Origin of the sequence: Halorubrum trapanicum, assembly GCF_002355655.1 — an archaeon.
Taxonomy (GTDB): Archaea; Halobacteriota; Halobacteria; order Halobacteriales; family Haloferacaceae; genus Halorubrum; species Halorubrum trapanicum_A.
The window spans coordinates 2,525,533-2,552,132 of sequence record NZ_AP017569.1 but is presented as its reverse complement, the minus strand read 5'-3'; the positions used below and the strand labels follow the sequence as shown (position 1 = coordinate 2,552,132).

Here is a 26,600-nt window from a genome sequence, read left to right as displayed (position 1 = left end):
CGGGAGCGAAAAAAGTCGGAACGCCGGCGAGGGGTGGCTCGGGAGTAGCTCGGGAGTCAGGGCTCCAGCAGGACCTTCGTGACGCCCTCCTCGCGGGCGTCGAACGCCTCGTACATCTCGGGCGCCTCCTCCAGGTCGACCCGGTGCGAGACGACCCAGCTCGGGTCCGCCCGGCCCTCGATGATCATGTCGCGGAGGTACCGGTTGTACTCCTTCACGTTACACTGCCCGGTGCCGCACTTGAGCCCCTTCTCGAAGAACTTCCCGAAGTCGATGCCGAGTCGCCCCTGCGCGGCCATGTCGTCGGGCGCGCCGGGGTCCTCAGGGACGTAGAGCCCGGGAATTCCCAGCTCGCCGGTCGGCCGGACGACCCGGATGAGGTTGTTGATCACGACCGCCGGATTCTCCTTGGCCGGCTGGTAGGAGTAGTCCTCCGTCTCGGTGTCGACGTCGTCCGGGTCGGTCGCCTGGTAGCCGACCGCGTCGACGCCCTTGTCGACCATCCCGCCGTGCTCCTCGATGATCTGGTCGACCGGGTCGCCCTCGGAGAAGTCGATGGCGTGGGCGTCGCAGTGCTCCTCCGCGAGCTCAAGTCGGCTCGGCACCTGATCGACGACGTAGATCTCGGCCGCGCCCTTGATCTTCGCGCTGTAGGCGGCCATCAGCCCGACCGGTCCCGCGCCGAAGATGGCGACGGACTCGCCCGACTCGAGGTTCGCCAGCTCGGTGCCGTGCCACCCCGTCGGGAAGATGTCCGCGAGCAGCGAGAACGCGTCCTCGTGTTCGCGGCCCTCCGGCAGCTTCAGCGCGTTGTGGTCGGCGTACGGGACGCGCAGTTTTTCCGCCTGTCCGCCCGGATACGGGCCCATGGCGACGTAACCGTACGCGCCGCCCGCGAAGCCGGGGTTGACGTTGGTACAGAAGCCGGTGTACCCCTCCTCGCAGTTCTGACAGAAGCCGCAGGAGACGTTGAACGGCATCACGACGCGGTCGCCCTCCTCCAGCGTCGATACCGCTTCGCCGACCTCGCTGACGACGCCCATGTTCTCGTGGCCGAAGATGATCCCTTCCTCGGCCGCGGTTCGACCCTCGTACATGTGGAGGTCCGACCCACAGATACAGGACGTAGTGATATCGACGACGACGTCGTTCGGGTGTTCTATCTCCGGTTCGTCTACGTCTTCGACGGCCACGTCGTATGGGCCTTGATAGACAACAGCTCTCATGTTGGTTCCGATTGTATCATGTTAACAAACCATAGTAAATGTTTTTCCATTATATATTACCATTAATAACCCATCTGCTAGCGATGTTAATGCGCTTCGCCAATCTTCAGTTTCGCTAACCTTTTCGCCCGCCTTCCACCTCACCCACCTTCCGTTTCGCCCACCTTCCGCTTCGCGCACTCCCTCGCTGACGGGAACCACCGGTACACTGATGGACGGCGACGATAGATCATGTGGTATGAGCACACAGGGGGGCGGTGAGACGGATGTCCAGTGAGCCGGACGACGCGACGAAGACGATCTGCCCGTACTGCGGCGTCGGGTGCGGGATCCGCGTCCTCGAGGGCGACGAGCCGGGCGAGATGCGGTTCATGCCGTGGGGCGACGCACCGGTGAACGAGGGGAGCGTCTGCATCAAGGGCGGCGCGGCGACGCAGGTCGTCGACCACGAGGACCGGCTGACGGAGCCGCTGATCAAGGAGGACGGGGAGTTCCGCGAGGCGACCTGGTCGGAGGCGCTCGACCGCGTCGTCGACGAGATGGAGGGAATCCACGAGGAGCACGGCCCCGACGGGATGGGATTCTTCGGCTCCTCGAAGACGTTCAACGAGGAGAACTACCTGATCCAGAAGCTGGCGCGGCGGTACGGCACGAATCAGGTCGACAACTGCACGCGGATGTGTCACGCCTCGACCGTCTGGGCGCTGCGGACCAGCCTCGGGATGGGCGCGATGACGAACAGCATGGCCGACCTAGAGGACTCCGCGGACGTGCTGTGGATCCAAGGCGCGAACCCGGGCGAGCAGCACCCGATCGCTAACAGCCAGTACTTCCGGCAGGCCGTGTTGGAGGGCGCGACCGTCATCCAGGTCGACCCGCACGCGAACAAGACCACCCGGTCGTTCGAGATCGACGACACCGACCGGCACATACACCTCCAGCTGAAGCCGGGCACCGACATTCCGCTCCTGAACATCGTCCTCAAGACGATCCTGGAGCGCCACGAGGAAGAGCCGGACGCGGGCTGGATCGACGAGGAGTTCGTCGAAGCGCGCACGAAGGGGTTCGACCACCTGAAGGAGACGCTCGCGGACTTCGACAAGGAGGCGGCCGCCGAGGAGTGCGGGGTGCCGCTGGCGGACATCGAACTCGCCGCCGAGAAGTACGCGATGGCGAACGACGCGGCCATCTTCACCGGGATGGGGATGAGCCAGCACACCTGCGGCGTCGACAACGTTCAAAACGAGATCAACCTCGCGCTCGTCACGGGGAACCTCGGCCGCCCGGGGACGGGCGTCAACCCCCTGCGCGGGCAGAACAACGTCCAGGGCACCTGCGACGTGGGCGCGATGCCGAACGTCCTCCCGGGGTACCAGCTCGTCGACGACGACGAGGCGAGGGAGTCCGTCGAGGACGTGTGGGGCTTCGAGATTCCCTCGGAGCCCGGGCTGACGAACGTCGAGATCTCCCACGCGATCGGCGACACCGTCCACGGGCTCTACGTCATGGGCGAGAACCCGATCATGAGCGAGCCCGACGGCAACGAGACGGAGCGCCGGTTCCGCGAGGAGCTCGACTTCATGGTGGTCCAGGACATCTTCATGACCGAGACCGCCGAGCTCGCGGACGTCGTCCTCCCGGCGACGACGTGGGCCGAGCGCGACGGCACCGTCACCAACACCGACCGGCGCGTCCAGCGCATGCGCGGCGTCCACAAGGTCCACGAGAACACGCGTCACGACCTCGACATCCTCTGTGAGGTCGGCACGCGGCTGTTCGGGGGCGACGAGTTCGCGTTCGACGGCCCCGAGGACGTGTTCGAGGAGCTGCGCGAGGTGTGCCCGATCATGCACGGGATGACCTACGACGCGCTCGGCGAGACGGGGCTCCACTGGCCCTGCTACGAGGAGGGCGACGAGGGCGACCCGTTCCTCTACGAGGACGAGTTCGAGACCGAGGACGGCCTCGGCCGCATCGAGGGGGTCGTCCACCAGGAGCCGAAGGAGGTCCCCGACGAGGAGTACCCGCTCGTGTTGACCACGGCGCGGCTCGAAGAGCACTACAACACCGGGACGATGAGCCGCCGCTCGCCCACGCTCTCGAAGCAGCACCCGGAGAACTTCGTCGACGTCCACCCGAACGACGCCGAGCGGTACGGTATCGAGGACGGCGACGACGTGGTGTTGAAGTCGCGCCGCGGCGAGATCACCGTCCGCGCCGACGTCACCGAGGACATCAAGGAGGGGGTCGTCTGGACCACGCCGCACTTCGCGGCCGCCTCCGCGAACCGCCTCACCAACGACGTGCTCGACGAGCGCTCGAAGATCCCCGAGTACAAGGCCGCGTCGGCCGAGATCGAGGTCGACATCGAGGCCGCGGGCGACGACTCGCCGGCATCGGCGGACGACTGAGCGACGTCGGCCTTTATATCCGTTCCTCAAGCACCGTCTCGTCGCCGTGACGGACTTCGACGCGGTCAGGGACGGGGGCGTCGGCGAACGCGACGGCGACCGAGTACGGATGTGGTTCGGCGACGTCCGAACAGCGGTCGACGTCCGAGTCGGGGTCGTCCTCGGAGACGATCCGGAGACGGAGCGTGCCGTCGTCGAGCGCCGCCTCGAACAGCGTGACCCGATAGCAGCGCCGGGGACCGTCGAGGAGCGACCCGGCCACGACCAGCCGCGGCGGGTCCTCATCGAGGCGTCGACGCACCTCGGCGACGTCGTTCCCGCCGGACCCGGGGACGTCGAGGTCGCCGTCGTACTCGCGGCGGAACGTCAGTTCGGCGCCGTCGATTTCCGTGGGGTCGTCGGTCCACGGCGGGGTGGGGCAGCCGGCGAGCGAGGCGGTCGAGGCGGCGGCCGCGGACGCGAGGAGGGCTCTGCGGCGCATATTGGGGGCGACGCAGAGCGTCGTGAAGTGTCTTTTGCGGGCCCGGTAGGGTGGGCGGCGGTGCGGGGCGGGGCGAGCGGCTCGCGGAGCGCGGTCGGCCGGCACCGCCGCATCCGAAACCACTATCCCCGATCCGGCGAATTCCCCGGTATGGACTGGCCACACGACCCCGACGGCGAGCAGGGGAGCGAGGGCATGCGGCAGTACGGCCACGCCGTGCTCGCGAAGAAGATCGACGAGGAGGAGGACTTCCCGCTCACGGCGGCGGAGTACGTCGAGCAGTACGGCGACCACCCGATCCGGATCGACTTCGAGACGGTCGTCTCCGTCGAGGAGATCTTCGAGGGCGTCGAAAAGGAGGAGTTCGCGGACTTCGTCGAGTTCCACCAGGAACTCGGCCGCGCGATGCGCGAGAACGGCTACTGGTTCTACGAGGGCGCCGAGCAGTTCGTCGACGGCAGCGCTTAATACGCGCTTTTTAATCTCAGTGTCGGTCTTTCTGAGGAATCCCCAGCCGCTCGCTTATAAATAGCTGACAGCGGATCAGCGGCGAACGCCTCCTGAAGGGTCAGCCGCTCGTTTTTAAATGGCTGATCGCGGGTCAACGGCGGACTCCTCCAAAGCCCCAACCGCTCGCTTATAAATAACTAACTGTGGATCGGCAGGGAACTCCTCCAAAGCCCCAGCCGCGAGGGCGGCGCACGCTCGCTGTCGCCCGAAAATCAGAGATTTTCGGGATGACGAGAGAGCTTTGCTCTCTCGAACCACGCTCCTCAGTCGTTCGCTTCGCTCACTCCTTGCGGTGCTTACGTCGCCTGCGCCGCCCTCGCGGCTGCCCCTTTGAGTCCCGCCCCGCACAGCACCGCCCCGCACCTCACTCCTCCCCAGCCTCGTCAATCGGCCTCCGCTACGCTCCGGCCGACTGACTCCCTCGCGCGTGCTGCCTCGCGGCCGCCGGGGGCGGCCGCTCGCAGGCACGCGCCACCGCAGTTCGTTTATAAATGTCGCGTCGATGATCGGAGTCTCGTCGGACGGAATCGCCGCGATCGAGTCGGCCGCTCGTCGAGCGCTCGACTCCTTTAATAACTCCCGGGGCGAGCGACCCACCATGGACCACGAGCGGATCGCCGTCCTCGCCCACGAGAAGTTCCCCGACCGCGCGAAGACCGCGCTCGGCGTGCTGCGCTACGGCGACCAGGAGGTGTGCGGCGTCCTCGACCGCGACCGCGCCGGCGACCGCGTGCGCGACCACGTCGCGGGGGTTTCGGACGCGCCGATCGTCGAGTCGTTCGCCGACGCGCACGCGGCCGCCGACGGCGACCTCGACGCCCTCTACATCGGGATCGCGCCCATCGGCGGCGGCTTCGACGAGTCGTGGCGCGGTGACGTCGAGGCCGCGATCGAGGCCGGCTGCGACGTGGTGAGCGGGCTCCACTACTTTTTAAACGAGGACGCGGAGCTGGCCGCGCTGGCCGGCGAGCACGGCGTCGACCTCGTCGACGTGCGGAAGCCCGACGACGACCTCACGGTCGCTTCCGGGGCGTCGGGCGACGTCGACGCCGACGTGGTGCTCACGGTCGGCACCGACTGCTCGGTGGGGAAGATGACCGCGTCGCTGGAGATCGTCGCGGCCGCCCGCGAGCGCGGGATCGACGCCGCGTTCGTCCCCACCGGACAGACCGGGATCATGATCGCCGGGTGGGGGAACCCGATCGATCGCGTCGTCTCGGACTTCGCGGCGGGCGCCGTCGAGGAGATGCTCGTCGAGGCCGGCGACGACCACGACCTCCTCGTCGTCGAGGGGCAGGGGAGCATCGTCCACCCCGCCTACTCCGCGGTCACCTGCGGCATCCTTCACGGGTCGATGGCGGACGGCCTCGTCCTCTGTCACGCCGCGGGCCGCGAGGCCGTCCACGGCTACGAGTCGTTCGACCTCCCGCCGCTCGCCGACTACGTCGACCTCTACGAGGACCTGGCGGCGCCGGTCCACGAGACGAGCGTCGTTGCGGGCGCGCTCAACACGAAGGACGTGGCCGACGACGCGGCCGCCGCGGACGCCGTGACCGACTTCGGCGACGAGGTCGGGGCCCCCGCCGCCGACCCGGTCCGGGACGGCGCGGACCGCATCGTGGACGCGATCGTCGATGCGGGGCTCGGCGGCGAATGAGCCTCGAAACCGAGTTCGAACGGGTCTCGCTCCCCCTCGAAAATTCCTTCACCATCTCGCGGGGGACCCGGACCGAGGCGGAGAACGTGGTCGTCCGGATCACGGACGACGCGGGGATGACCGGGATCGGCGGCGCGGCGCCGTCGGCCCACTACGGCGAGACGGCCGACACCGTCGCGGCGGTCATGCCGGCCCTCCTCGACGCGGTCGAGCGCGTCGGCGACCCCCACGCGATCCGCGAGATCGAGGGCGAACTGCGGGCGGTCGTGAACGGCAACCCCGCCGCCCGCTGCGCCGTCTCGATCGCCGTCCACGACCTCGCGGCGAAGCGGCTCGGCGTCCCGCTGTACCGCCTGTGGGGGCTCGACCCGAGCGACGCCCCGAAGACCTCCTTCACGATCGGCCTCGACGAGACCGACCGCGTGCGCGAGAAGGCGTCCGACGCCGTCGCGGCGGGCTACTCCGTGCTGAAAATAAAGCTCGGCACCGACCGCGATCGGGAGCTGATCGACGCGGTCCGCGACGCCGCGCCCGACGCGCGGCTCCGCGTCGACGCCAACGAGGCGTGGACGCCGAAGGAGGCGGTCGCGAAGAGCGCGTGGCTCGCCGACCGCGACGTGGAGTTCGTCGAACAGCCGGTTCCGGCCGAGGACCCCGAGGGGCTGCGGTACGTCTACGAGCGCTCCGAGCTGCCGATCGCCGCCGACGAGTCCTGCGTGACGGCCGCGGACGTGCCCGCGATCGCCGATCGCTGTGACATCGCGAACCTGAAGCTGATGAAGGCCGGAAGCCTCTCCGAGGCGAGACGGTTGATCGCCGCCGCGCGGGCGCACGGGCTGGAGGTGATGTGCGGCTGTATGATCGAGTCGAACGCCTCCATCGCGGCGGCCGCGCAGCTCGCGCCGCTCCTCGATTACGCCGACGTCGACGGCTCGCTGCTGCTCGCCGACGACCCGTACGAGGGCGTCGACCTCGCGGACGGGGAGATCCGCCTCGCCGACCAGGACCGCGCGGGGACCGGGGCGCGCCCGGCGTCGGAGTGAGCTAATCGGAAGCGGGGACGGGAAAGACGGGGACCGGGGGGACCGAGCGGGAGGCGGAACGGACCTCAGCGTAATTCAAGGTGGAGCCCCCGACCTCAAGGAGCGACCGAAGGGAGCGAGTAGGTCGGCGAGGAAACCGACATGATACCGTCATTACCACGTTCTACACGTGGCTAACTCTCCTCCAAAAACAGTATTATTACAAAGACTTAGCGTAACGTCTGAATTACGGATGGAGGTACGTCGCACGGTCCCCGTCAAACTCGACGTGGCCGACAGCGACGCCGCCCTCCTCCACGAAACCATCTCCGAGTTCCTGTGGGCCGCCAACTACGTCGTTGACCACGCCTGGCAAGGTGAGTACAAGACGACGAGCAAAGCCCAACTCCAGCGTGAAACCTACAACGACGTGCGGGCCGAAACGAGGCTCCAAGCGAATCTCGTCCAGAACGCTCGCAACAAGGCCGCCGACGCCGTCCAGAGCGTTGTCGCACGCTGGAAACAGGGTGACTACGCGGGAAAGCCGTGCTTCTCCGCCCCGACGCTCGTCTACGACAAGCGATGTGCGACGTTCAACGACGACCACGCGACGCTTTCGACCGTCGAGGGACGTATCACCGCCAGATATGTTCTCCCCGACGAGGATCGCAAGACGCCTCATTCGGAGTATCTGTTCAACGACGACTACGACGTGACGGGCGCAGAACTACACTACCGCGACGGCGAATTCTACCTTCACGTCCGCACAAAGGCGGACGCGGAGTTCGAGACTGCCGACGACGGCAACGACGGGCACAACACAGTCCTCGGCGTTGACCTCGGCATCGAAAACGTCGCCGTCACCTCCACGGGCACGTTCTGGAACGGGGCAGAGCTGAACCACTGGCACCGCGAGTTCGAGAAGCGGCGCGGGTCGCTCCAACGACGTGGAACCCGGGCCGCCCACGAAACCATCCAGTCGGTTGGACGTACCGAGACGGGGCGCTATGACCAGTTCTTACACACCGTCTCGAAAGAACTCGTCGCAGAAGCCGTCGAACACGACTGTGACGTGATCGCGTTCGAGAACCTGACCGGAATTCGTGAGCGGATGCCGAACGCCAAGAAGTTCCACGCATGGGCGTTCCAACGTGTGTTCGAGTACGTCGAGTACAAAGCCGAAGTCGTCGGCATCTCCGTCGAGCAGGTGAGTCCCGCCTACACCTCCCAGCGGTGTTCCAAGTGCGGGACGACACTCCGAGAAAACCGCGAGACACAAGCGCGGTTCTGCTGCCAGAAGTGCGGTTACGAAGTGAACGCCGACTACAACGCGGCGAAGAATATCGGTCTGAAGCATCTCCGCTCGGCGCAAACGTCGTCGGGTGGAGGCGCACCCGTAAACGTGCGCTTGAATCGCGGGACGTTGAACGTGAACGGCGATTACGAGCCTGCCAGCGATGGCCAGAACGGGAGTCCACGCGAAAGCCCTACCCTCAACGAAGCGAACGGCAGCGCCGTGAGCGAGTAGGGTAGGGTAGTTTACTTCCGCTGTTCGTCCGCGTCGGACTCCGACTCCTCGAGCTCGACGTCGAGCTCCTCGTCGAGGTCGGCGTCCCCGGAACCGCCGTCACCATCGAGGTCGGCTTCGAGGTCGTCCGAGTCGATCTCCGACTCGATGTCCTCCAGTTCGGCGTCGACCTCCTCGTCGCTGACGGCGGCGTCGCCGTCGTCGGTCGACTCGCCTTTCCCGAGCTCGCCCTTCAGCGTCTCCAGCTCGGCGTCGACCTCGCTGTCCGTCGAGAGGCTCTCCAGTTCGCGGTCGATGTTGTCCTTGTCGGAGAGCGCGTCCTCGAAGGCGCCGGAGTCCTCCAGCTCGTCCATCGCCTCCGAGCGCGCCTCCATCTCCTCGGTCTGCTCCTCGGCGCGCTCGATCGAGCGGCTCACGTCCTCCATCTCGTCGCCGACGCCGGTCATCGCCTCCGAGACGCGAGTGGACGCCTCGGCCGCCTCGTAGCGGGCCTTCATCGTCTCCTTCTTCGTGCGGAACTCCTCGATGCGGTTTTGGAGCTTGTTCTTCTTCTCGACGAGCTGCTCCTGCGTGTTGTTCAGCTCGGCGATCTGCCCCTCCAGCTCCTCGATCTGGGTCATCTTCGACTTCTTCTTCTCTAAGGCCTTCCGCGCGAGGTCGTCGCGGTCCTGCTGGACCGCCTCGCGGGCCTGGCGGTTGTGCTTCTCGACGTTCTCTTCGAGCTTGCGCTTCTGGATCTCCAGGCGCTTCTTCTGGGTCGTCAGGTCGGCGATCCCCTGCTTGACGTCCTGGAGCTCGTCGCGCATCTGTTCGTACGAGTAGTCGAGCGACTCAGTCGGGTCCTCCGCTCGATTCAGGAGGGCGTTCACCTTCGAGCGGACGACGTAGGAGGCGCGCGAGAGGATTCCCATACCACGTCGTACGCGTTCCACCCGTTAAAACCTCATGCGGTTCGTGGCGCGGAGCGGCCCGGCTCGCGGCGGGAACGCGCGGCCGCGGACCAGCGCCTCGGATCCGCGGGCGATTCGACCGGCGTCGACGCCGACGCTTCCTGAAGGCTTATCCGGAGCGTCGCTGTAGCCCCGCGCATGGACATCGGCGTGCTAACTGTTCCCTTGGGCGACGAACCGCTCGACGACGCGGCCGCGTACCTCGACGGGATCGGCGTCGACGCCGTCGAACTCGGCGTCGGCGGCTGGCCCGGCGAGGACCACGTCGACCGCGAGACGCTCCTCGACGACGAGACGGCGCGAGAGGACCTCCGGGCGCTGCTCGACGGTCACGACCTCCGGATCTCCGCGCTGGCGACGCACAACAACCCGCTTCATCCCGACGAGGAGCGGGCCGCGGCGGCCGACCGAGAACTGCGCGATGCGATAGAGCTGGCCGACCACTTGGGCGTCGACACGGTGACCTGCTTCTCCGGGCTCCCCGCCGGGGCGCCCGGCGACTCGACGCCGAACTGGGTCACTGCGCCGTGGCCGACCGAGCACGCCGACGCGCTGGACTACCAGTGGGACGAGGTGGCGATCCCCTACTGGAGCGACCTGTCGAAGCACGCCGACCACCACGGCGTCGACGTCGCCATCGAGATGCACCCGAACATGCTGGTGTACGAGCCGACCGGGATGCTCGCGCTGCGGGAGGCGACGAGCGACCGGATCGGCGCCAACTTCGACCCTTCGCACCTCTACTGGCAGGGGATCGACGTGACGGAGGCGATCCGATTCCTCGGCGAGCGCGACGCGATCCACCACGTCCACGCGAAGGACACCAAGGTGTACGACGCGAAGGCCCGCGTGAAGGGCGTCCTCGACACGACGGGTTACGCCGAGGAGGCCGACCGCTCGTGGCTGTTCCGCTCGATCGGCTACGGCCACGGCGAGGACCACTGGAAGGACGTGGTCTCGACGCTCCGGATGGTCGGCTACGAGGGCGCGCTGTCGATCGAACACGAGGACTCGCTCACCTCCTCGCGGGAGGGGTTAGAGAAGGCCGTCGACGTGCTCGACCGCGCCGTCTTCGAGACGGAGCCGGGCGACGCCTACTGGGCGTAGTACTCTCGGTCACAGCGAGTCGCTCACGTCCTCGCCGCTCAACACCTCCGGAATGACCACCTCGTCGGCACCGGCCCGACGCGCGACCGAGGTGTAGTCGTCGTCGCCGACGCGGACGACGAGCCGCACGTCGGGGGCGATGCCGCTCGCCGTGATGGCGATCTGGATGTTGGCGTTCGAGTCGTCGATGGCGGCGACCACGGCGTCGGCGTCGCGGATCGCCGCCTCGTGGAGCACGGACTCGTCCCTCGCGTCGCCCTCGACGGCGAACACCGACTCCGTGTCGATGCGTCCGAAGGTGTCCCTGTCGCGCTCGATGGCGACGACCGGTCGCCCCTGTTCGCGAAGCCGTCTGGCGACGGTCCGACCGAACAGGCCGTAGCCGCAGATGATCACGTGGTCGTCGAGTTCGTCGATGGCTCGTTTGGTCTGCATGCGTTCTATTCCCTCTCGCATCCGGCCACCGAACGCTGCCGTCAGGACCGTCTCGCCGATCCACCCCCCCGCGAGGACCAGCGACACGAAGACGACGGTGGCGAACGCCTTCACCTGCCGACCGTCGCCGGCGCGGGCCTGATAGTGGACGCTGATACTCGCCGGGTCGATCAGCCAGAACGCCGCCTCGATCGGACCGATGCCAGCGAGCGAGACGAACCCCGCGATTCCGCTGGCGACGACCAACAGGAGGGCGGTGATCGGCCTGAATGCTCGCCACGCCAACGATTCCCTGACCGTGCGTCCGGTGACTGACACGGCTGTGCGTTCGCGCGATGACATATGAACATCACGCTGCGTGTGAACAATGATCACATTCGTTTCGGCGGTCGTGAGAACAGCTAAACCGGTGCCCGCAGAAACGGGACGCATGACGCTTAATATCGGCGTGCTGGGGTATCGATTCATGGGCAGGGCGCACGCGAACGCGATGGCGCGGCTCCCGATGTTCTTCCCGGACGCGCCCGAGATCGAGCGCCACACGCTCGTCGGGCGCGACGAGGCGGCCCTCGCGGACGCGGCCGAGCGGTTCGGCTTCTCGCACACCGCGACCGACTGGGAGGCGGCGCTCGACGAGGTGGACGTCTTCTACAACCTCGGGCCGAACCACGTCCACGCGGAGCCGTCGATCGCGGCCCTCGAAGCCGGGATCCCGGTCCTCTGTGAGAAGCCGCTCGCGCCCACGCTGGAGGAGGCGGCGGCGATGCGCGACGCCGCGGCCGCGGCGACCGTGCCCGCGGGCACCGCCTTCAACTACCGGTTCGTCCCCGCGATCCGCTACGCGAAGGGGCTGATCGAGGACGGGGGACTGGGGGATATCCGACAGGTCCGCGGGCGGTACCTCCAGGACTGGCTCGTCGACCCCGAGGCGCCGTGGGCGTGGCGGATGGACGCCGAGATGGCCGGATCGGGCGCGCTGGGCGACCTCGGCGCCCACACGGTCGACCTCGCGAACTTCCTCGTCGGCGACGCGGTCGGCGGGATCGACCGCGTCTCCGGGCAGTTGACGACGTTCGTCGACGAGCGGCCCGTCTACGACGACGAGGGGAAAATCGAGGAGTACCGCGACGTGACGGTCGACGACGCGTACAGCGCGCAGGTCGCCTACGGGTCGGGGGCGACCGGAAGCTTCGAGGCTAGCCGCGTCGCCGAGGGGCACAAGAACGACCACACGGTCGCGGTTCACGGGACGAAGGGGAGCCTGAAGTTCTCCTTGGAGCGGCTCAACGAACTGGAGGTCCTCCGGGAGGGGAACCGCGGCTACGAGACGGTGTTGGTGACCGAGGAGTCGGACCCGTACGTCGACCGGTGGTGGCCCCCCGGACACGTGATCGGGTGGGAACACACGTTCGTCCACGAGGACTACGAGTTCCTCTCGGCGGTCGCCGAGGGGCGTTCGTTCGAGCCGTCGTTCGAGGACGGGTACGAGGTTCAGAAGACGCTCGCGGCGATCGAGCGCGCCGACGAGCGCGGCGAGTGGGTCGCCGTCGAGTGAGGGCTCGCGGGGAGACCGCGGTCGGGTGAGCGGCCGTGTTCCTCGACCGCCGCCCGGACCGGCCTCAGACGCCGACGGCGCCGCCCGGGGTGCCGCCGCCGCTCTCCCCGCCCCACTCCCGGATCGCGGAATCCTCGCCGTCGTAGCTGCCGAGCGTCTCGCGGGTGTCGAACGCCACCGGCTCCCAGACGACCTCGAAGTTCTCGTTGCCGGTGGCGTTGGGCACGACGACCTGATCGCCCGGTCTGACGACGCCGTCGCCCGGCCACGCGCCGAACTGGACGTTCCCGTCCGGGTCCTCGCCGCGGACGTACAGCTCCTCGGCGGGAACCGGCTCGGGTCCGAGCGCCACGACGACGAGTTCGCCGTCTTCTATCTGCCCCTCGAACTCGGCGTCCGGGGGGGCGACGCCGTCGATGAGCCCGAACACCGCCGCGCCGACGAGCGCGAGCAGCAGCACGACGACCCCGACGAGCAGCCCCGTCCCCGCCAGCGGGGTGAACCCTCGCTCGTCGTCTCGGAACGCGACCATTCGAGCGACACTCAGCCGGGGTCGATATAAGGGTTTGCGCGCCGCGTATCAGCGATGATAAGTTTGAGGGGCTGGGGCCGAGCGACCGGACCGAATCTCGCGGGGCGAAGCGAACCGGAAACGGGTTATTCCGCGCGGTCGAACTCCGGTTGTGACGTCTCGGATGAGCGATTCGGCGGGCGGTCGACCGCGCGGGCTCCGCGGCATTGCGCGCACGTGGGTCGAGGTGCTCGTCCGGCCGCGGCGGGCGTTCGCGAACGGGATCGCGCCCGGCGACCAGGCGCCCGCGCTGACGTTCGCGGTCGCGGTCGCCGCGGCGTTCACGCTCGGCTGGATCGCCTCCGACCCCGCGGCGATGCCCGTCGTCGTCCCCTCCTCGCGAGTGTTGTCCGAGGTCGTAGTGTTCCTCGTCGTGGTCGCGCTGGCGGCGCCGGTCGGCCTCCACCTGACCGCCGCGGTCGCGACCGTCTCGGTCGTGGCCGCGAGCGTCGAGTTCGACGGCGGGCTGGCGCTCCGCGACCGCGGCGGCGTGAGCGAGACGGTTCAGGTCGTCGCGTACGCGAGCTCGCCGATGGCGCTCGGCGGACCGGCGATTCCAGAGCTCCGCGTCCTCTGTGGTGCGTACGCCGCGGTGCTGCTGTTCGTCGGGTTCCGCGCGGTCCACGGGCTGGGACCGTTCCGGACGGTCGCGGCCGCGCTCCCCCCCGCCGCGCTCGGCTACGGCGTGGGCTACCGCGTCGTGGCCGCGGCGCGGACGCTGTTGAGCGCGTGACGCGCCGAGCGTTCGCAGCGTGACGGCCGAGCGTTCGCAGCGTGACGGCCGAGCGTTCGCAGCGTGACGGCCGAGCGTTCGCAGCGTGACGGCCGAGCGTTCGCCGCGTTCTCGTCGAGTCGGCTAGCGGGCTTTCGACAACCGTTTTAGGCCCGAGACTCTCGGTGTACTCAAATGGGATCCTGTATCATCTGTGGCACCGACGTCGGGGGCGGTCGCGTCTGCGACTCGCACCAAGAAGACGTCGTGTTCGATTTCCGCGGCGACTCTCCCGACGATCTGGTTCCGAGCCGGTTCTACCGAGGCGTCGTCGACGGGTACGCAGAGTTCGGCGTGTTCGTCGACCTCGCGCCGGGCGTCACCGGACTGCTCCACCGCTCCGAACTGGACCGCCGCCTCGACAGCCTCGACTGGGAGCCGGGCGACGACGTGTTCGTCCAGGTGAAGGGCGTCCGCGACAACGGCAACGTCGACCTCGGCTGGTCGATCCGACAGGCCGACCGCGAGTTCCGCGGCGTCCTCGTCCAGGAGTCCTCCGGGGAACACCTCCCCAAAGAGGAGCCGGGCGACGACGGCGACGACGAGCCCGAGGAGACGACAGACGTGGAGACGACAGACGTGGGGACGACGGACGAGGGCAGCACCGAACCCGAAGAATCGACCGACGAAGCCTCCGCGGAAGACGAGAACGAGGAGCCGGCCGCCGACGCCGTCGAAGCCGAAGCGCCTGTCGGCGACGACGTCGTCGAGTCCGACGCCGACCCCGATCCGAGTGGTGAGACGATGTCCGGCGAGGTCAAACCGACCGGCGAAGCCGACGCCTCTGCGGACGCCGAGCCCGACGCCTCTGCGGACGCCGAGCCCGACGCGGAACCCGAGCGCGTGTCCGTCGAGACGCTCGAAGACGCGGTCGGCGAGTCGGTCCGGATCGAGGGCGAGGTCGTCGGCGTCCGTCAGACCGGCGGCCCGACGGTGTTCGAGGTCAGCGACGAGACGGGCGCCGTCGACGTGGCCGCGTTCGTCGATCCGGGCGTCCGGGCGCACCCGGGCGTCGAGGTCGGCGACGCGGTGCGGGTCGACGGCGAGGTCGAGAGCCACCGCGGCGACGTTCAGGTCGAGTCCGAGGCGCTCGTCCTCCTCGACGGCGAGGCGGCCGAGGCGGTCCGCCGCCGCATCGCCGAGGCGCTCACCGACGAGGCGCGCCCCGAGGGGCTCCAGCCGCTGGCCGGCGACGAGACGGTCGCCGAGCTCGCGGACGGCCTCCTCGACGCTGCCGAGGCGGTCCGGCGCGCGATTCTCGAATCGCGGCCGATCGTCGTCCGCCACCCGGCGACCGCCGACGGCTACGTCGCGGGCGCCGCGGTCGAGCGCGCCGTCCTCCCGCTGATCCGCGACGAACATTCGAAGAGCGACGCCGAGTACCACTACTTCACCCGCCGCCCGCTCGACGAGCCGGTGTACGGGATGGACGCGGCCACCAACGACGCGACCCGGATGCTCCAGGACCGCGACCGCCACGACGAGAAGCTCCCGCTGTTCCTGCTCGTCGGGACGGGCTCGACGACCGAGTCGGCGGACGGCATCGACCTGCTGTCGGTGTACGGGGTCGACGCGGTCGTCGTCGACGCCGCGGTCGCCGACCCCGAGACGCGGGACGCGGTCGACACGCTCGTCTCGCCGGAGCTGGCCGACGTCGGCGGCGACGAGACGCTCTCGACGGGCGCGCTCGTCGCCTCGCTGGCGTCCGCGATCAACGGCGAGGTCCGCGCGGACCTGCGGCACCTGCCGGCCGTGAGCTACTGGGCGGACGCCCCCGAGCGGTACGTCGATCTCGCGCGCGACGCGGGCTACGACGCCGAGCGCGTCGCGGAGCTCCGCGAGGCGGTCGCCCTTGAGGCGTACTACCAGTCGTATCAGGACAAGCGCGAGCTGATCGCGGATCTGTTGTTCTCGGACGGCGGCAACCTCGCGGCGCACGTCTCCGAGCAGTTCCGCGAGAAGTTAGAGACCGAGATCGAGACCGCGGACGCGAACGTCGTGACCGAGGCGGTCGACGGCGTCGAGTTCGCGCTGCTCGACACCGACGGCTACACCCACCGGTACGACTTCCCGCCGACGCCGCTCCTCCTCGACGACCTCCACCGGCGCCGCGCGGACGGCGAGCCGTTCGCGACGGTCGGCGTCGGCACCGACGAGCTGTACGTCCGGACGACCGCGGACGTCTCCGTCCGCGACGTGGCCGAGCGCGCGGCCGAGCTCGCGCCGAACGCGGACGTCGCCACCGCGGGCGTCCGCGAGGGGAAGATCGAGTTCCTCTCGGGCGAGCGCGACGCCGTCGAGGACGCCGTCGTCGCGGCCGTCGCCGAGGCGTTCTGATCGGCGGCCGTCGCCGATCGCGGTGCGAAGCCGTTCGAAGGATCTTTTCGCGGACGGTCGGTTTCGACCCGGTCAGCGGCGCTCGGCGCGATTCGCCGATCACCGCCGGGTAAACGGCCCGGGCGGGAGGATGAGGTCGTCGAGCTCCGGTCGCTGTTTCACGTTGAACACGACGGACAGCTCGTCGGTCAACGGGTAGCCGTTACAGGAGAGCCGGAAGCCGCGCTCGGCGAGGTCGTCGGGCATGATGTGGTCGGTCGGCTGCGAGAGCTCGCCCTCCGCGAGGTACACGGCGCAGTTCGCGCAGGCGCCGCCGCGACAGGAGAAGGGCCACGCGAAGCCGCTTCGCTCGGCCGCCTCCAGCAGGCTCTCGTCGGGGTGGACGAGCAGGCGGCCGTGGGCGTCGGGGCCGAGGTCGGCCTGACCGGCCTTTCGGAACAGCTCGTCGTCGTCGAGCGACCAGCCGTAGTCGACGACGGCCTCGTAGTCGAGGAACTCGACGCGGGTCGACTTCGGCTCGCGCGCGTCGTCCCCCTCCGAGAGGTCGACGTCCGCGGGGTCGACTCCGTCGTCGCTCCCGTCGCCGTTCCCGTCGCGCTCGGACAGCTCCCGGTAGGCGCGGCGGACGAGCTGGAACTCCTCGATCGAACCGCCCTGGTCGGGGTGCGCGCGCTTGACGCGCTCGCGGTAGGCCCGTTCGACCGCCTCGTCGTCGGCGTCCTCGTCGACCTCCAACACCTCGAACGGAGAGACCATTCAGACGCGGATACGTACGCGCGTGACGCACATAAACGGCCCAGAAGTCGGCAGGGGGAGCGCGGCGGCCGACGGACCGACCGGCCGGCGCGGGCCGGTGACGGCGGACCCGTCAGCGTTTAAGAGCGGCGCGCCCCACCCACCGGTAATGGGAAACGCCGACCTGCGCGACCTCGCGTCGATCCGCGACGTCGCCTTCGCGGAGTTGGAGGGGAGCGTCGTCGCCGTCGACGCGCACAACTGGCTGTACCGCTACCTCACGACGACGGTCAAGTGGACGAGCGACGAGACGTACACCACCGCCGACGGCGTCGAGGTCGCGAACCTGATCGGGGTCGTCCAGGGGCTCCCGAAGTTCTTCGAGCACGACCTGATCCCGGTGATGGTGTTCGACGGCGCCGTCACCGACCTGAAGGCCGACGAGGTGGCCGAGCGCCGCGAGAAGCGCGAGGAGGCCGAGGAGCGACGGGCCGCCGCCGAGGAGCGCGGCGACGCCGTCGAGGCCGCGCGGCTGGAGGCGCGCACGCAGCGGCTCACCGACACGATCCAGGAGACGACCCGCGAGCTGCTGGAACTGCTCGACGTGCCGATCGTCGAAGCGCCCGCCGAGGGGGAGGCGCAGTGCGCGCACATGGCCGCGACCGGGATCGTCGACCACGCGGGCAGCGAGGACTACGACACCCTGCTGTTCGGCGCGCCGACGACGCTCCGCCAGCTGACGAGCAAGGGCGACCCGGAGCTGATGGACCTGGCCGCGACGCTCGACGACCTCGACCTCGACCGGCAGGGGCTCGTCGACGTGGCGATGCTCTGCGGCACCGACTTCAACGAGGGCGTCCGCGGGGTCGGGCCGAAGACCGCGGTGAAAGCGGTGAAAGCGCACGGCGACCTGTGGGGAGTCCTGGAGGCGCGCGACGCCGAGATCCCGAACGCCGAGGCGGTCCGCGAGCTGTTCATGGACCCGCCGGCAGCGGACGTCGCGGTCGACGCCGACGTGAACCCCGACGTCGAGGCCGCCCGCGCGTACGTCGTCGACGAGTGGGGCGTCGACGCCGACGAGGTCGAGCGCGGGTTCGAGCGCATCGCGGAGTCGCAGGTCCAGACCGGGCTGGATCGGTGGACCTGAGGGGAGGCGTCGAGCGGCGGTCCGGCGGGGCGAGCCGAGTCGGAGTCCGACGGTCGTCCGCCGCCGCGACCGCCGCGAACACACCTTTTATTTCCTCGTCGTCAGAAGGGTGATTCACACGTGTCGCGGGCCGGATCCCGAGCGGCCCGCGGCGACCCTGACCAATGAGCTTCGACGTTCCCGACGACAGACGGTACCTGGAATCGCACGAGTGGGCGACGACCGGCGGCGACACCGTTCGGATCGGCGTCTCCGACTTCGCGCAGGACGAACTGGGCGACGTGGTGTTCGTCGAGCTCCCCGAGGTCGGCGACGAGGTCGCGGCCGGCGAGTCGTTCGGCGTCGTCGAGTCGATCAAGGCCGTCTCAGACCTGTACGCGCCCGTCTCGGGCGAGGTCGTCGCGGTCAACGAGGAGCTGTTCGACCGCCCGGAGCTCGTCAACGAGGACCCGTACGGCGACGGCTGGATGCTCGAGGTCGAGCCCGTCGACGGCGGCGACGCCGAGGGGCTGCTCGACGCCGACGCGTACGACGACCAGATCGCGTGACAGCCGGACCGACGCCGAAAGCGGGCCGCGAGCCCCGGACGACACATCCACCCGACACACGACAATGACCACGCCACCTTCCGACGCCGCTTCACCCGCGAACCGACGAGCAGCGAACCGACGAGCCGCGAATCGACGAGCCGCGAACCGACGGGCCACAGACGAGCGGTCGACCGACCGCGGACGAGGCGAGGCGCAGCGATGAGCCGGGCGAACGGCACGCCGTACGCGCCCCACACCGACGACGAGACCGCGGCGATGCTGGCGGCGATCGGCGTCGACGACGAGGAGGCGCTGTTCGACATCCCCGAGGCGGTCGCCTTCGACGGCGAGTTCGGCATCGACGCGCGCACCGAGCGCGAGATCCGCGACGAGTGCGCGCGGGTCTTCGCGCGCAACGACGACCTGACGGAGTTCCTCGGCCGGGGCCACTACGGCCACTACGTGCCGAGCGTCGTCGACCACCTCGCGGACCGCGCGGAGTTCCTCACGAGTTACACCCAGTACCAGCCGGAAGTGTCGCAGGGGTTCCTCCAAGCGCTCTTCGAGTACCAGTCGATGCTGGTCGAGCTGACCGGCCTCGACGTCGCGAACTGCTCGATGTACGACGCCGCGACCGCCCTCGGCGAGGCCGCGACGCTCGCCGACCGCGTGCGGTCGACCGCGGGCGACACCGTCCTCGTCCCGGAACAGCTGCGCGAGGGGAAGCGGGCGGTGCTGGAGAACTACTGCGACGGCGCCGACCTGACCGTCGAGACGTACCCGATGACCGACGGGACCGCCGACGTCGACGCCCTCGCCGACCGCGCGGGCGACGACGTCGCTATGGTGTACGCCGAGAGCCCGACCGTCCGCGGCTGTATCGAGGAGCGGCTGGCCGCGATCGGCGACCTCGCCGACGAGACGGACGCGCTGTTCGTCCTCGGGTCGGACGTCGTCGCGCTGTCGGTCCTCGAATCGCCCGCCGCGGTCGGCGCCGACGTGGTCGTCGGCGAGGCCGGCTCGCTCGGCCTGCCGACCGCCTACGGGATGGGACTGGGGATATTCGCCTGTAGCGACGAGTTCCTGCGGCAGGTCCCCGGCCGGCTCGTCGGCGCGAGCGAGGAGCGCGCGCCGCCGGAGGGGGCGCGAGACGGAGGCGCCGGAGGCGCCGACGCCGGCGGCACCCGCGCGTACACGCTGACGCTCCAGACCCGCGAACAGCACATCCGCAAGGAGCGGGCCACCTCGAACATCTGTACGAACCAGGCGTGGGTCGCGCTCCGCGCGGCGATCCACGCGGCGACGCTCGGGCCCGACGGGCTCGTCGACCTCGCGAACGACTGCGTCCGCGAGGCCGAGGCGCTGGCGGCGCGGATCGACGAGCTGTCCGGCGCGGCCGCGCCCGTCCACGACCGCCACCACTTCCGGGAGTTCGCGGTGCGCGTCGACCAGCCGGCCGAGGCGATCGCGACCGACCTCGAAGGCGAGGGGTTCGCGGTCCACGCGATCGACGACCACCTGCTTCAGGTGTGCGTCACTGACCTGAACGCCGGACGGACGGACGGCCTCGTCGCGGCCTTCGAGGAGGTGCTGTGAGATGATTCACGACCAAGCGAACTACGAGCGAGAGGGAGAGGGCGTCCGGGAGCCGCTGCTCTCGGAGAAGGGCCAAGAGACCGTCGACGTGCGCGCGGACTCGCCGCTGCCCGACGACCTCACCCGCGAGGAGCTGACGCTGCCGAACCCCTCGGAGCCGGAGACGGCGCGCCACTACACCCGGCTCTCGCAGATGAACTGGGCGATCGACTCGGGGCCGTACCCGCTGGGGAGCTGCACGATGAAGTACAACCCCAAGTTCACCGAGGACGTGGCGGCGGACCCGAACGCGGCGATCCACCCCGACCGCTCCGCGCGCTCGGCGCAGGGGAACCTGGAGCTCCAGCACCGGCTCCAGGAGGCCCTCGCGGACATCGGCGGGATGGACGCCGTCACGCTCCAGCCGCCCGCGGGCGCCGCCGGCGAGCTCACGGGCATCCTCGTCGCGAAGGCGTACCACGCACACCGCGGCAACGACCGCTCGGAGGTGGTGATCCCGGCGTCGGCGCACGGGACGAACTTCGCGACCGCCGCGACCGCGGGCTACGACGTCGTCGAACTCCCCTCGGGCGAGGACGGGCGCGTCGACTTAGAGGCGCTGGAGGCGGCCGTCGGCGACGACACCGCCGCCCTCATGCTCACGAACCCGAACACCGTCGGGCTCTTCGAGCGCGACATTACGGAGATCGCCGACATCGTCCACGACGCGGGCGGACTCCTCTACTACGACGGCGCGAACCTCAACGCGCTGCTCGGCCGCGGCCGCCCGGGCGACATGGGGTTCGACGTGATGCACTACAACGTCCACAAGACGTTCGCGACCCCGCACGGCGGCGGCGGCCCGGGCGCCGGCCCGGTCGGCGTCGTCGACGAGCTGGCGCCGTTCCTCCCGACGCCCCGGGTCCGGGAGACCGAGAAGGGGTCGGGGTACGAGCGCTTCGAACCCGAGCACACGATCGGGAAGGTCCACGGGTTCGTCGGCAACTGGCTCGTGCTGATCAAGGCGTACGCGTACGTCGCCCGCCTCGGCGACGAGGGGCTGGCCGACGCCGCCGCGAAGGCCGTCCTCAACGCGAACTACCTCGCCGAGCGGATCGACCTCGACGTGCCGTTCGGTCCCTTCCACCACGAGTTCGCCGCGACCGCGGGCGACCGCGACGCGGCCGACGTCGCCAAGCGCATGCTCGACTTCGGCGTCCACCCGCCGACGACGAAGTGGCCGGAGATGGTGCCGGAGGCGATGCTGACGGAGCCGACGGAGATCGAAGGGAAGTCCTCCCTCGACGACCTCGCGGAGGCGTTCAACCTCGCGTACGCCGACACCGACGAGGCGCTCGACGCCGCGCCGAACCGGACCGCGGCCGCGCGGATCGACCAGGTCGGCGCCGCGCGGAACCCGCGGCTCTCGTGGCAGGCCCTCGACGGGGAGTAGCGGGGGCCTGAGAGCGGATCCCGGCCGCGTCAGGGCTCGGTGGCCGCGGACCGCGCCGGCTCCTCGCCCTCGGGATCGCTCGCCTCGAACTCCTCGGCGTCGCGCTCGGCGTCGTCGCGTTCCCCGCCGTCGAACTCCTCGTCGTCGAACGCCGCCGTCTCAGGGGGTCCGGTCTCGCCGCTCGCGGCGCCCTCGGCGTCCGACTCCGAGAACGGCCCCTCGCCGTCGACGAACCGGCGCATCACCCGTCCCTCGGCGCGGTGGAGCGTCTCGCTACACGTCGACTTCGCGATCCCGTTCGCCTCGGCCAGCTCCGTGAGCGTACACCGGCGCGGGGTGTCGTAGTACCCCGCTCGGACCGCGTCGAAGACGAGGTCACGCTGCGCCTCCGTGAGCGTGCGACCCGGGCCGTCACCCCCGGTGGCGGCGACGCCGACCGTTATCCCGTCGCCCGCGAGCCGCCGGCCGAACGCCTCGATCCGGTCGCGGTCCCCGAGGACGGTCACCGTCGCGCGGCCGTCGACGACCTCTACCGTCGACGCGAGCGGGAGGCCGACCGCGCGCGCCGCGGGGAGGTACGCGGGGGCGCGGCCGACCACCCGGAGCGTGCGGACGTCGCCGCGGCGCTCGACCGCCGTCGCGCGCGAGACGCGCTCGTGGTCTCGCAGCGCCGTCTCGACCCGGTCCCGGTCGGTGCCGCCGACGCGGACGGTCGCGGCCACCTCCGGATCCCCGTCGGTCGGCCGCTGGACGTCGCCGTCGGCGACACCCGAACCGTCGGCGCTCGCCGCCGAACCGTCGACCGCGATCGTCTCCGCGACCCGGAGCGTCGCCGCGGGGACGCGCCGGGAGACGTCCCCGAGCCACGATCCCGTCGGGAGGTCCAACCGCAGGTCGGTTCGGCTCATCGGTCCCACCTCGGTTCCCCCGGCGGATCGGACGCGGTCGCTGAAACGAGCATCCCGTGCGGTGATACGACGGCGGGCCCCCTCGGCGTACCCCTTCATACGTTTCGAACCTAAGTACCCGCCACGGTCGCGACGCCGAACGAATCGGCGCGGGGGGCGACCGCAGCACCGAATCGCTCGTCGCCCGCCGCGACCGCAGCACCGAAGTCCCCGGCGCGCGAGCGCGGTCGCATGGAGACGACAGACGCGTTCGTCGGCCTGACCTGCGTCGACTGCGGGGAGACGTTCGACGCGGCGGCGGCGACGCACCGCTGTCCCGACTGCGGTGGCATCCTCGACCCCGACTACGACTACGACCGGATCGACCTGACCCCGGAAACGCTCGACGCGCGCCCGGACGGCTCGATGTGGCGGTACGACGAACTGCTCCCGTTCCCGGCCGAGACCGCGGTGTCGCTCGGCGAGGGGGCCACGCCGCTCGTCGAGTGTCCGTCGCTGGCGGACGCGATGGGCGTCGGCCGCGTCCTGCTGAAAGACGAGGGGGCGAACCCCACGGGGACGTTCAAGGACCGCGGGCAGGCGGCCGCGATGACGGCCGCGCGCGAGCACGGCGCGAGCGAGGTGGCGCTGAACAGCGCCGGCAACGCGGGGCAGGCCGCCGCGGCGTACGCGGCCCGCGCGGACTTGGACGCGCACGTGTTCCTCCCCTCGCGGGCGGGGTTCACCCAGAAGGCGATGACGGAGGTCCACGGCGCGGACCTGACGGTCACCGACCCGGTCGACGGCAACTCGCAGATCGGCGACGCCGGGAAGGCGTACGCCGAGGCGATCGAGGAGCACCCGGAGTGGTACTCGACGAAGACGTTCGTCACGCCGTACCGCCACGAGGGGAAGAAGACGATGGCGCTGGAGCTACTGGCGCAGCTCGACTGGGAGGCGCCCGACGGCGTCGTCTACCCGACCGGCGGCGGCGTCGGCCTCGTCGGGATGCACAAGGCCGCCCGGGAGGCGAGGGAGCTGGGGTGGACCGACGAGCCGGTCCCGATGTACGCCGCACAGGCGGCGGGCTGCGCGCCGGTCGTCCGCGCCTACGAGTCGGGCGCGGACCGCCACGAGCCGCTCGCGGACGACGAGGTCGACACCGCGTGTAACGGGATCGCGATCCCGGACCCGGGCGCGAGCCACCTCATCCTGGAGGCGGTCCGCGAGTCCGACGGCGGCGCGGTGGCGACGACGGACCGCGAGATCCTCGACGCCGCGATCGAGGTCGCGCGGAGCGAGGGGCTGGAGGTGGGCGCCACCTGCGCGGCCGCGGTCTCGGGCGCGTTCGCGCTCGCGGAGTCCGGCGAGTTCGGCCCGGACGACACGGTCGTCCTGTTGAACACCGGCGCGGGCAACAAGGACGTGGACGCGCTCCGCGCGCACCTCGGCGAGCGGGAGGTCGAGGCAGCGGCAGGCGAGTAGGCGACGACGGCGCCGGGCGACCGCCGACGCGGCCGAGTTGGCGACCGAGTCGTCGAACCGGAACCACTACGGCGGGGGGTCGCCACCCCTCGCGCATGGAACTCGGCGTCATCGGACTCGGGCGGATGGGGCAGATCGTCGCGAACCGGTCGCTGGAAGCGGGCCACGACGTGGTCGCGTTCGACCTCTCGGCGGAGGCGACCGCGGAGGCGGCGGAGAACGGCGCGGAGCCGGCCGACTCGGTCGCGGACCTGTGCGACCGGCTGGAGGGTTCCGGAGAGGCCGACGGCAAGCGCATCTGGCTGATGGTGCCCGCGGGCGACGCGGTCGACGCCACGCTCGCGGACCTGGAGCCGCACCTCGACGGCGACGACGTCGTCGTCGACGGCGGCAACTCCCACTTCGAGGAGTCGGTCCGGCGGGCCGAGGCGACGGACGCCGCCTACCTCGACTGCGGGACCTCCGGCGGGCCAGCGAGCGCGGAGGCGGGCTTCTCGCTGATGGTCGGCGGCCCCGCGTGGGCCTACGAGGCGCTCGTGCCGGTGTTCGACGCGGTGGCGACCGGCCCGGACGGCCACGACCGCATGGGCGAGTCGGGCGCGGGCCACTACGTGAAGATGGTCCACAACGGCGTCGAGTACGCGCTGATGCAGGCGTACGGCGAGGGGTTCGAACTGCTCACCGACGGCCGCTACGACCTCGACATGGAGTCCGTGGCGCGGACGTGGAACAACGGCGCCGTGATCCGGTCGTGGCTGCTGGAGCTCTGCGAGGAGGCGTTCCGCGAGGAGGGCAACGATCTCGGCGACGTGGCGGACCACGTCGCGGGCGGGTCGACGGGCACGTGGACGGTCCAGGAGGCGCTCGAACAGGAGGTTCCCGTCCCCATCATCTATCAGGCGCTCGCGGAGCGGTTCGACTCGCGCAACGAGGGGCGCTTCTCGCGGCGGCTCGCGAACCGGCTCCGGTACGGGTTCGGGCGCCACGAGGTGGCGCGTCGGAGCGACGGCGACTGAGGTCAGATGGCGGGCGGACGGCGACGGCGACCACGCGGCATCGGTCCCACACGAGGGCGTCGGCGAACGGCTCTCGCGCCGAACCGAGATCAGCCCAATACGGGGAAAGCGACGACCGATCCGCGGTGCGGTGGCGCGTGCCTGCGAGCGCCCGAAGGACGCGAGACAGCACGCGCGAGGGACGCGGCGACCGTAGGGAGCCGCGAGGCTGGGGAGGCGTGAGGTGCGGTCCCGCGAGCGACCAGCGGGAGCGAGCGGGAGCACGGAAGTCGCAGCCCGCGCAGCGAAGTGAGCAGGACCGTCTTCCGGCGGTTGCGGTGCTGTGCGGGGCGGGATTCGAAGGGGCAGCCGCGAGGCGGGCGCAGGCGACGTAAGCACCACAACGAGGGAGCGTTAGCGACCGAGTGAGGAGCGTGGTTCGAAACGGCTCCGCCGTTTCGTCATCACGAGACGCCTTCGGCGTCTCGAACGACAGCGAGCGTGCGCCCGCCTCGCGGCTGGGGCTTCGGGCGTGTCCGTGTCGATCTGCGATTTATAAGCAGATTCGTTCCCCCGGCTGATTCGGATAAAATATTGAACGCGACGTCCAATGGATGTTCCATGGGGCCTACATCTCACCCCGATTATCAGGGTTAATCCCGTCCGAGAAACACTTATGTACAGTCGTGGTAGAGGATACCACGCATAGAATGTTCGAGCGATTCTCGAGCGGCTACTACCTGGGGGAACTGTACGTGGAACCCCGCGACGGCGAGCGCGCCGTCATCCAGCGGGCGGACCACGAACGCGTCAACGAGCAGCTGTACGCGGACGGCGAAGGGGTCGAGCGACTCGACGCCCCGCTCGTGATGAAGGTCGACAGCGGCCACATCCCGGTCGGCGGCGACGACGACGTACCCAGCGGCACGCTCGCGATTCCCCAGGAACTCGCCGACGAGACGCTCCCGGACCGCCGGAACGTGCTGTTGGCGGACGCGGATCGGGCGGAGAAGCTGTTGCGCTGGGAGGGATGGGAGCCAAACGTGAACGCGTAGTACTACGTGATTTCCCCTGTTTTCGGTGGTTTCGTCTCCGTGACCGATTATTTATAAATGGTTGTCGGTGAGTCAGCGGCGAACACCGCCGAAGCCCCAGCCGCTCACTTATAAATAGCCAACAGCAGAGCGGCCGTGAACACCTCCAAAGCCCCAGTCGCGAGGCGGGCGCACGC

23 protein-coding genes are annotated in these 26,600 nt (G+C 69.7%); 16 read left to right on the top strand and 7 right to left on the bottom strand.

What is annotated here, in order from left to right; translation table 11 throughout:
• Positions 1-56 precede the first annotated feature (56 nt).
• Positions 57-1,226, bottom strand: a complete 1,170-nt coding sequence (locus CPZ01_RS12420; protein WP_096395540.1) for a glutathione-independent formaldehyde dehydrogenase — start codon at positions 1,224-1,226, stop codon at positions 57-59.
• A gap of 266 nt (positions 1,227-1,492) precedes the next feature.
• Here CPZ01_RS12420 and fdhF point away from each other — a divergent pair, with 266 nt between their 5' ends.
• Positions 1,493-3,637, top strand: coding sequence for a formate dehydrogenase subunit alpha (gene fdhF, locus CPZ01_RS12415; RefSeq protein ID WP_096395538.1), 2,145 nt, complete (start codon positions 1,493-1,495; stop codon positions 3,635-3,637).
• A 13-nt stretch (positions 3,638-3,650) separates the two neighbouring features.
• On the opposite strand, the gene CPZ01_RS12410 is transcribed toward fdhF, so the two are convergent.
• Positions 3,651-4,118, bottom strand: coding sequence for a hypothetical protein (locus tag CPZ01_RS12410; RefSeq protein ID WP_096395536.1), 468 nt, complete (start codon positions 4,116-4,118; stop codon positions 3,651-3,653).
• Positions 4,119-4,268: 150 nt separating this feature from the next.
• Between CPZ01_RS12410 and CPZ01_RS12405 the strand changes: the two genes are divergently transcribed.
• From CPZ01_RS12405 to CPZ01_RS12390, 4 genes are all read left to right on the top strand, one after another.
• A complete protein-coding gene (locus CPZ01_RS12405; protein ID WP_096395534.1) occupies positions 4,269-4,586 on the top strand; it encodes a DUF5785 family protein in 318 nt (105 codons plus the stop codon).
• A gap of 640 nt (positions 4,587-5,226) precedes the next feature.
• A complete protein-coding gene (locus CPZ01_RS12400) occupies positions 5,227-6,285 on the top strand; it encodes a DUF1611 domain-containing protein (RefSeq protein ID WP_096395532.1) in 1,059 nt (352 codons plus the stop codon).
• The gene (locus CPZ01_RS12395; RefSeq protein WP_096395530.1) at positions 6,282-7,328 is read left to right on the top strand and encodes a dipeptide epimerase; all 1,047 of its coding nucleotides are present in this window, start codon (positions 6,282-6,284) and stop codon (positions 7,326-7,328) included. The genes CPZ01_RS12400 and CPZ01_RS12395 overlap by 4 nt, the downstream gene beginning before the upstream one ends.
• Before the next feature lie 232 nt (positions 7,329-7,560).
• On the top strand, positions 7,561-8,835 hold the full coding sequence (locus tag CPZ01_RS12390) for an RNA-guided endonuclease InsQ/TnpB family protein (protein ID WP_096395528.1): 1,275 nt from the start codon (positions 7,561-7,563) through the stop codon (positions 8,833-8,835).
• Between the two features lie 11 nt (positions 8,836-8,846).
• Here the strand turns inward: CPZ01_RS12390 and CPZ01_RS12385 are convergent, their stop codons facing one another.
• The gene (locus CPZ01_RS12385) at positions 8,847-9,746 is read right to left on the bottom strand and encodes a PspA/IM30 family protein (RefSeq protein ID WP_096395526.1); all 900 of its coding nucleotides are present in this window, start codon (positions 9,744-9,746) and stop codon (positions 8,847-8,849) included.
• A 177-nt stretch (positions 9,747-9,923) separates the two neighbouring features.
• Here CPZ01_RS12385 and CPZ01_RS12380 point away from each other — a divergent pair, with 177 nt between their 5' ends.
• A complete protein-coding gene (locus CPZ01_RS12380) occupies positions 9,924-10,892 on the top strand; it encodes a sugar phosphate isomerase/epimerase family protein (protein WP_096395524.1) in 969 nt (322 codons plus the stop codon).
• 9 nt (positions 10,893-10,901) lie between these two features.
• Here CPZ01_RS12380 and CPZ01_RS12375 read toward each other — a convergent pair whose 3' ends face one another.
• Positions 10,902-11,645 carry a potassium channel family protein gene (locus CPZ01_RS12375; RefSeq protein WP_172863965.1) on the bottom strand — a complete coding sequence of 248 codons (744 nt, stop codon included), beginning with the start codon at positions 11,643-11,645 and terminating at the stop codon, positions 10,902-10,904.
• A gap of 112 nt (positions 11,646-11,757) precedes the next feature.
• Between CPZ01_RS12375 and CPZ01_RS12370 the strand changes: the two genes are divergently transcribed.
• A complete protein-coding gene (locus CPZ01_RS12370; protein WP_096395520.1) occupies positions 11,758-12,882 on the top strand; it encodes a Gfo/Idh/MocA family protein in 1,125 nt (374 codons plus the stop codon).
• Between the two features lie 64 nt (positions 12,883-12,946).
• Here CPZ01_RS12370 and CPZ01_RS12365 read toward each other — a convergent pair whose 3' ends face one another.
• Complete coding sequence (locus CPZ01_RS12365; RefSeq protein WP_096395518.1) at positions 12,947-13,414, bottom strand: type IV pilin domain-containing protein; 468 nt, start codon at positions 13,412-13,414, stop codon at positions 12,947-12,949.
• A 163-nt stretch (positions 13,415-13,577) separates the two neighbouring features.
• Here CPZ01_RS12365 and CPZ01_RS12360 point away from each other — a divergent pair, with 163 nt between their 5' ends.
• Together CPZ01_RS12360 and CPZ01_RS12355 are read left to right on the top strand one after the other, a co-directional pair.
• Positions 13,578-14,186 (top strand): YIP1 family protein, encoded by a 609-nt coding sequence (locus CPZ01_RS12360; RefSeq protein ID WP_096395516.1) that lies wholly within the window; start codon positions 13,578-13,580, stop codon positions 14,184-14,186.
• 174 nt (positions 14,187-14,360) lie between these two features.
• Complete coding sequence (locus CPZ01_RS12355) at positions 14,361-16,562, top strand: DHH family phosphoesterase (protein WP_096395514.1); 2,202 nt, start codon at positions 14,361-14,363, stop codon at positions 16,560-16,562.
• Between the two features lie 99 nt (positions 16,563-16,661).
• Here CPZ01_RS12355 and fer read toward each other — a convergent pair whose 3' ends face one another.
• Positions 16,662-17,318 (bottom strand): ferredoxin Fer, encoded by a 657-nt coding sequence (gene fer, locus CPZ01_RS12350; RefSeq protein WP_096395512.1) that lies wholly within the window; start codon positions 17,316-17,318, stop codon positions 16,662-16,664.
• Between the two features lie 148 nt (positions 17,319-17,466).
• Here fer and fen point away from each other — a divergent pair, with 148 nt between their 5' ends.
• From fen to gcvPB, 4 genes are all read left to right on the top strand, one after another.
• Positions 17,467-18,444, top strand: coding sequence for a flap endonuclease-1 (gene fen, locus CPZ01_RS12345; RefSeq protein WP_096395510.1), 978 nt, complete (start codon positions 17,467-17,469; stop codon positions 18,442-18,444).
• A 164-nt stretch (positions 18,445-18,608) separates the two neighbouring features.
• Complete coding sequence (gene gcvH, locus CPZ01_RS12340; protein ID WP_096395508.1) at positions 18,609-18,992, top strand: glycine cleavage system protein GcvH; 384 nt, start codon at positions 18,609-18,611, stop codon at positions 18,990-18,992.
• 201 nt (positions 18,993-19,193) lie between these two features.
• Positions 19,194-20,570 carry an aminomethyl-transferring glycine dehydrogenase subunit GcvPA gene (gene gcvPA / locus CPZ01_RS12335; protein ID WP_096395505.1) on the top strand — a complete coding sequence of 459 codons (1,377 nt, stop codon included), beginning with the start codon at positions 19,194-19,196 and terminating at the stop codon, positions 20,568-20,570.
• A gap of 1 nt (position 20,571) precedes the next feature.
• Positions 20,572-22,002, top strand: coding sequence for an aminomethyl-transferring glycine dehydrogenase subunit GcvPB (gene gcvPB / locus CPZ01_RS12330; RefSeq protein WP_096395503.1), 1,431 nt, complete (start codon positions 20,572-20,574; stop codon positions 22,000-22,002).
• A 29-nt stretch (positions 22,003-22,031) separates the two neighbouring features.
• Here gcvPB and CPZ01_RS12325 read toward each other — a convergent pair whose 3' ends face one another.
• On the bottom strand, positions 22,032-22,910 hold the full coding sequence (locus CPZ01_RS12325) for a helix-turn-helix domain-containing protein (protein ID WP_096396273.1): 879 nt from the start codon (positions 22,908-22,910) through the stop codon (positions 22,032-22,034).
• A 231-nt stretch (positions 22,911-23,141) separates the two neighbouring features.
• On the opposite strand from CPZ01_RS12325, the gene CPZ01_RS12320 reads away from it, so the two are divergent.
• The 3 genes from CPZ01_RS12320 (at position 23,142) to CPZ01_RS12310 (ending at position 26,424) form a co-directional block, all read left to right on the top strand.
• On the top strand, positions 23,142-24,374 hold the full coding sequence (locus tag CPZ01_RS12320) for a threonine synthase (protein WP_096395502.1): 1,233 nt from the start codon (positions 23,142-23,144) through the stop codon (positions 24,372-24,374).
• Between the two features lie 95 nt (positions 24,375-24,469).
• Entirely contained in the window at positions 24,470-25,390 is a 921-nt protein-coding gene (locus CPZ01_RS12315) for an NADP-dependent phosphogluconate dehydrogenase (protein WP_096395500.1), read from the top strand.
• 689 nt (positions 25,391-26,079) lie between these two features.
• Positions 26,080-26,424 carry a DUF5802 family protein gene (locus CPZ01_RS12310; RefSeq protein WP_096395498.1) on the top strand — a complete coding sequence of 115 codons (345 nt, stop codon included), beginning with the start codon at positions 26,080-26,082 and terminating at the stop codon, positions 26,422-26,424.
• The last annotated feature ends 176 nt before the right edge of the window (positions 26,425-26,600 follow it).

Coding starts and splice junctions, on each gene's coding strand:
- CPZ01_RS12410 (WP_096395536.1), bottom strand. CDS start 4,118: ATGCGCCGCAGAGCCCTCCTCGCGTCCGCGGCCGCCGCCTCGACCGCC.
- fen (WP_096395510.1), top strand. CDS start 17,467: ATGGGAAACGCCGACCTGCGCGACCTCGCGTCGATCCGCGACGTCGCC.
- CPZ01_RS12395 (WP_096395530.1), top strand. CDS start 6,282: ATGAGCCTCGAAACCGAGTTCGAACGGGTCTCGCTCCCCCTCGAAAAT.
- CPZ01_RS12370 (WP_096395520.1), top strand. CDS start 11,758: ATGACGCTTAATATCGGCGTGCTGGGGTATCGATTCATGGGCAGGGCG.
- CPZ01_RS12310 (WP_096395498.1), top strand. CDS start 26,080: ATGTTCGAGCGATTCTCGAGCGGCTACTACCTGGGGGAACTGTACGTG.
- CPZ01_RS12355 (WP_096395514.1), top strand. CDS start 14,361: ATGGGATCCTGTATCATCTGTGGCACCGACGTCGGGGGCGGTCGCGTC.
- CPZ01_RS12365 (WP_096395518.1), bottom strand. CDS start 13,414: ATGGTCGCGTTCCGAGACGACGAGCGAGGGTTCACCCCGCTGGCGGGG.
- gcvPB (WP_096395503.1), top strand. CDS start 20,572: ATGATTCACGACCAAGCGAACTACGAGCGAGAGGGAGAGGGCGTCCGG.
- CPZ01_RS12405 (WP_096395534.1), top strand. CDS start 4,269: ATGGACTGGCCACACGACCCCGACGGCGAGCAGGGGAGCGAGGGCATG.
- fer (WP_096395512.1), bottom strand. CDS start 17,318: ATGGTCTCTCCGTTCGAGGTGTTGGAGGTCGACGAGGACGCCGACGAC.
- CPZ01_RS12315 (WP_096395500.1), top strand. CDS start 24,470: ATGGAACTCGGCGTCATCGGACTCGGGCGGATGGGGCAGATCGTCGCG.
- fdhF (WP_096395538.1), top strand. CDS start 1,493: ATGTCCAGTGAGCCGGACGACGCGACGAAGACGATCTGCCCGTACTGC.
- CPZ01_RS12320 (WP_096395502.1), top strand. CDS start 23,142: ATGGAGACGACAGACGCGTTCGTCGGCCTGACCTGCGTCGACTGCGGG.
- gcvH (WP_096395508.1), top strand. CDS start 18,609: ATGAGCTTCGACGTTCCCGACGACAGACGGTACCTGGAATCGCACGAG.
- CPZ01_RS12360 (WP_096395516.1), top strand. CDS start 13,578: ATGAGCGATTCGGCGGGCGGTCGACCGCGCGGGCTCCGCGGCATTGCG.
- CPZ01_RS12380 (WP_096395524.1), top strand. CDS start 9,924: ATGGACATCGGCGTGCTAACTGTTCCCTTGGGCGACGAACCGCTCGAC.
- CPZ01_RS12420 (WP_096395540.1), bottom strand. CDS start 1,226: ATGAGAGCTGTTGTCTATCAAGGCCCATACGACGTGGCCGTCGAAGAC.
- CPZ01_RS12325 (WP_096396273.1), bottom strand. CDS start 22,910: ATGAGCCGAACCGACCTGCGGTTGGACCTCCCGACGGGATCGTGGCTC.
- CPZ01_RS12385 (WP_096395526.1), bottom strand. CDS start 9,746: ATGGGAATCCTCTCGCGCGCCTCCTACGTCGTCCGCTCGAAGGTGAAC.
- gcvPA (WP_096395505.1), top strand. CDS start 19,194: ATGAGCCGGGCGAACGGCACGCCGTACGCGCCCCACACCGACGACGAG.
- CPZ01_RS12390 (WP_096395528.1), top strand. CDS start 7,561: ATGGAGGTACGTCGCACGGTCCCCGTCAAACTCGACGTGGCCGACAGC.
- CPZ01_RS12400 (WP_096395532.1), top strand. CDS start 5,227: ATGGACCACGAGCGGATCGCCGTCCTCGCCCACGAGAAGTTCCCCGAC.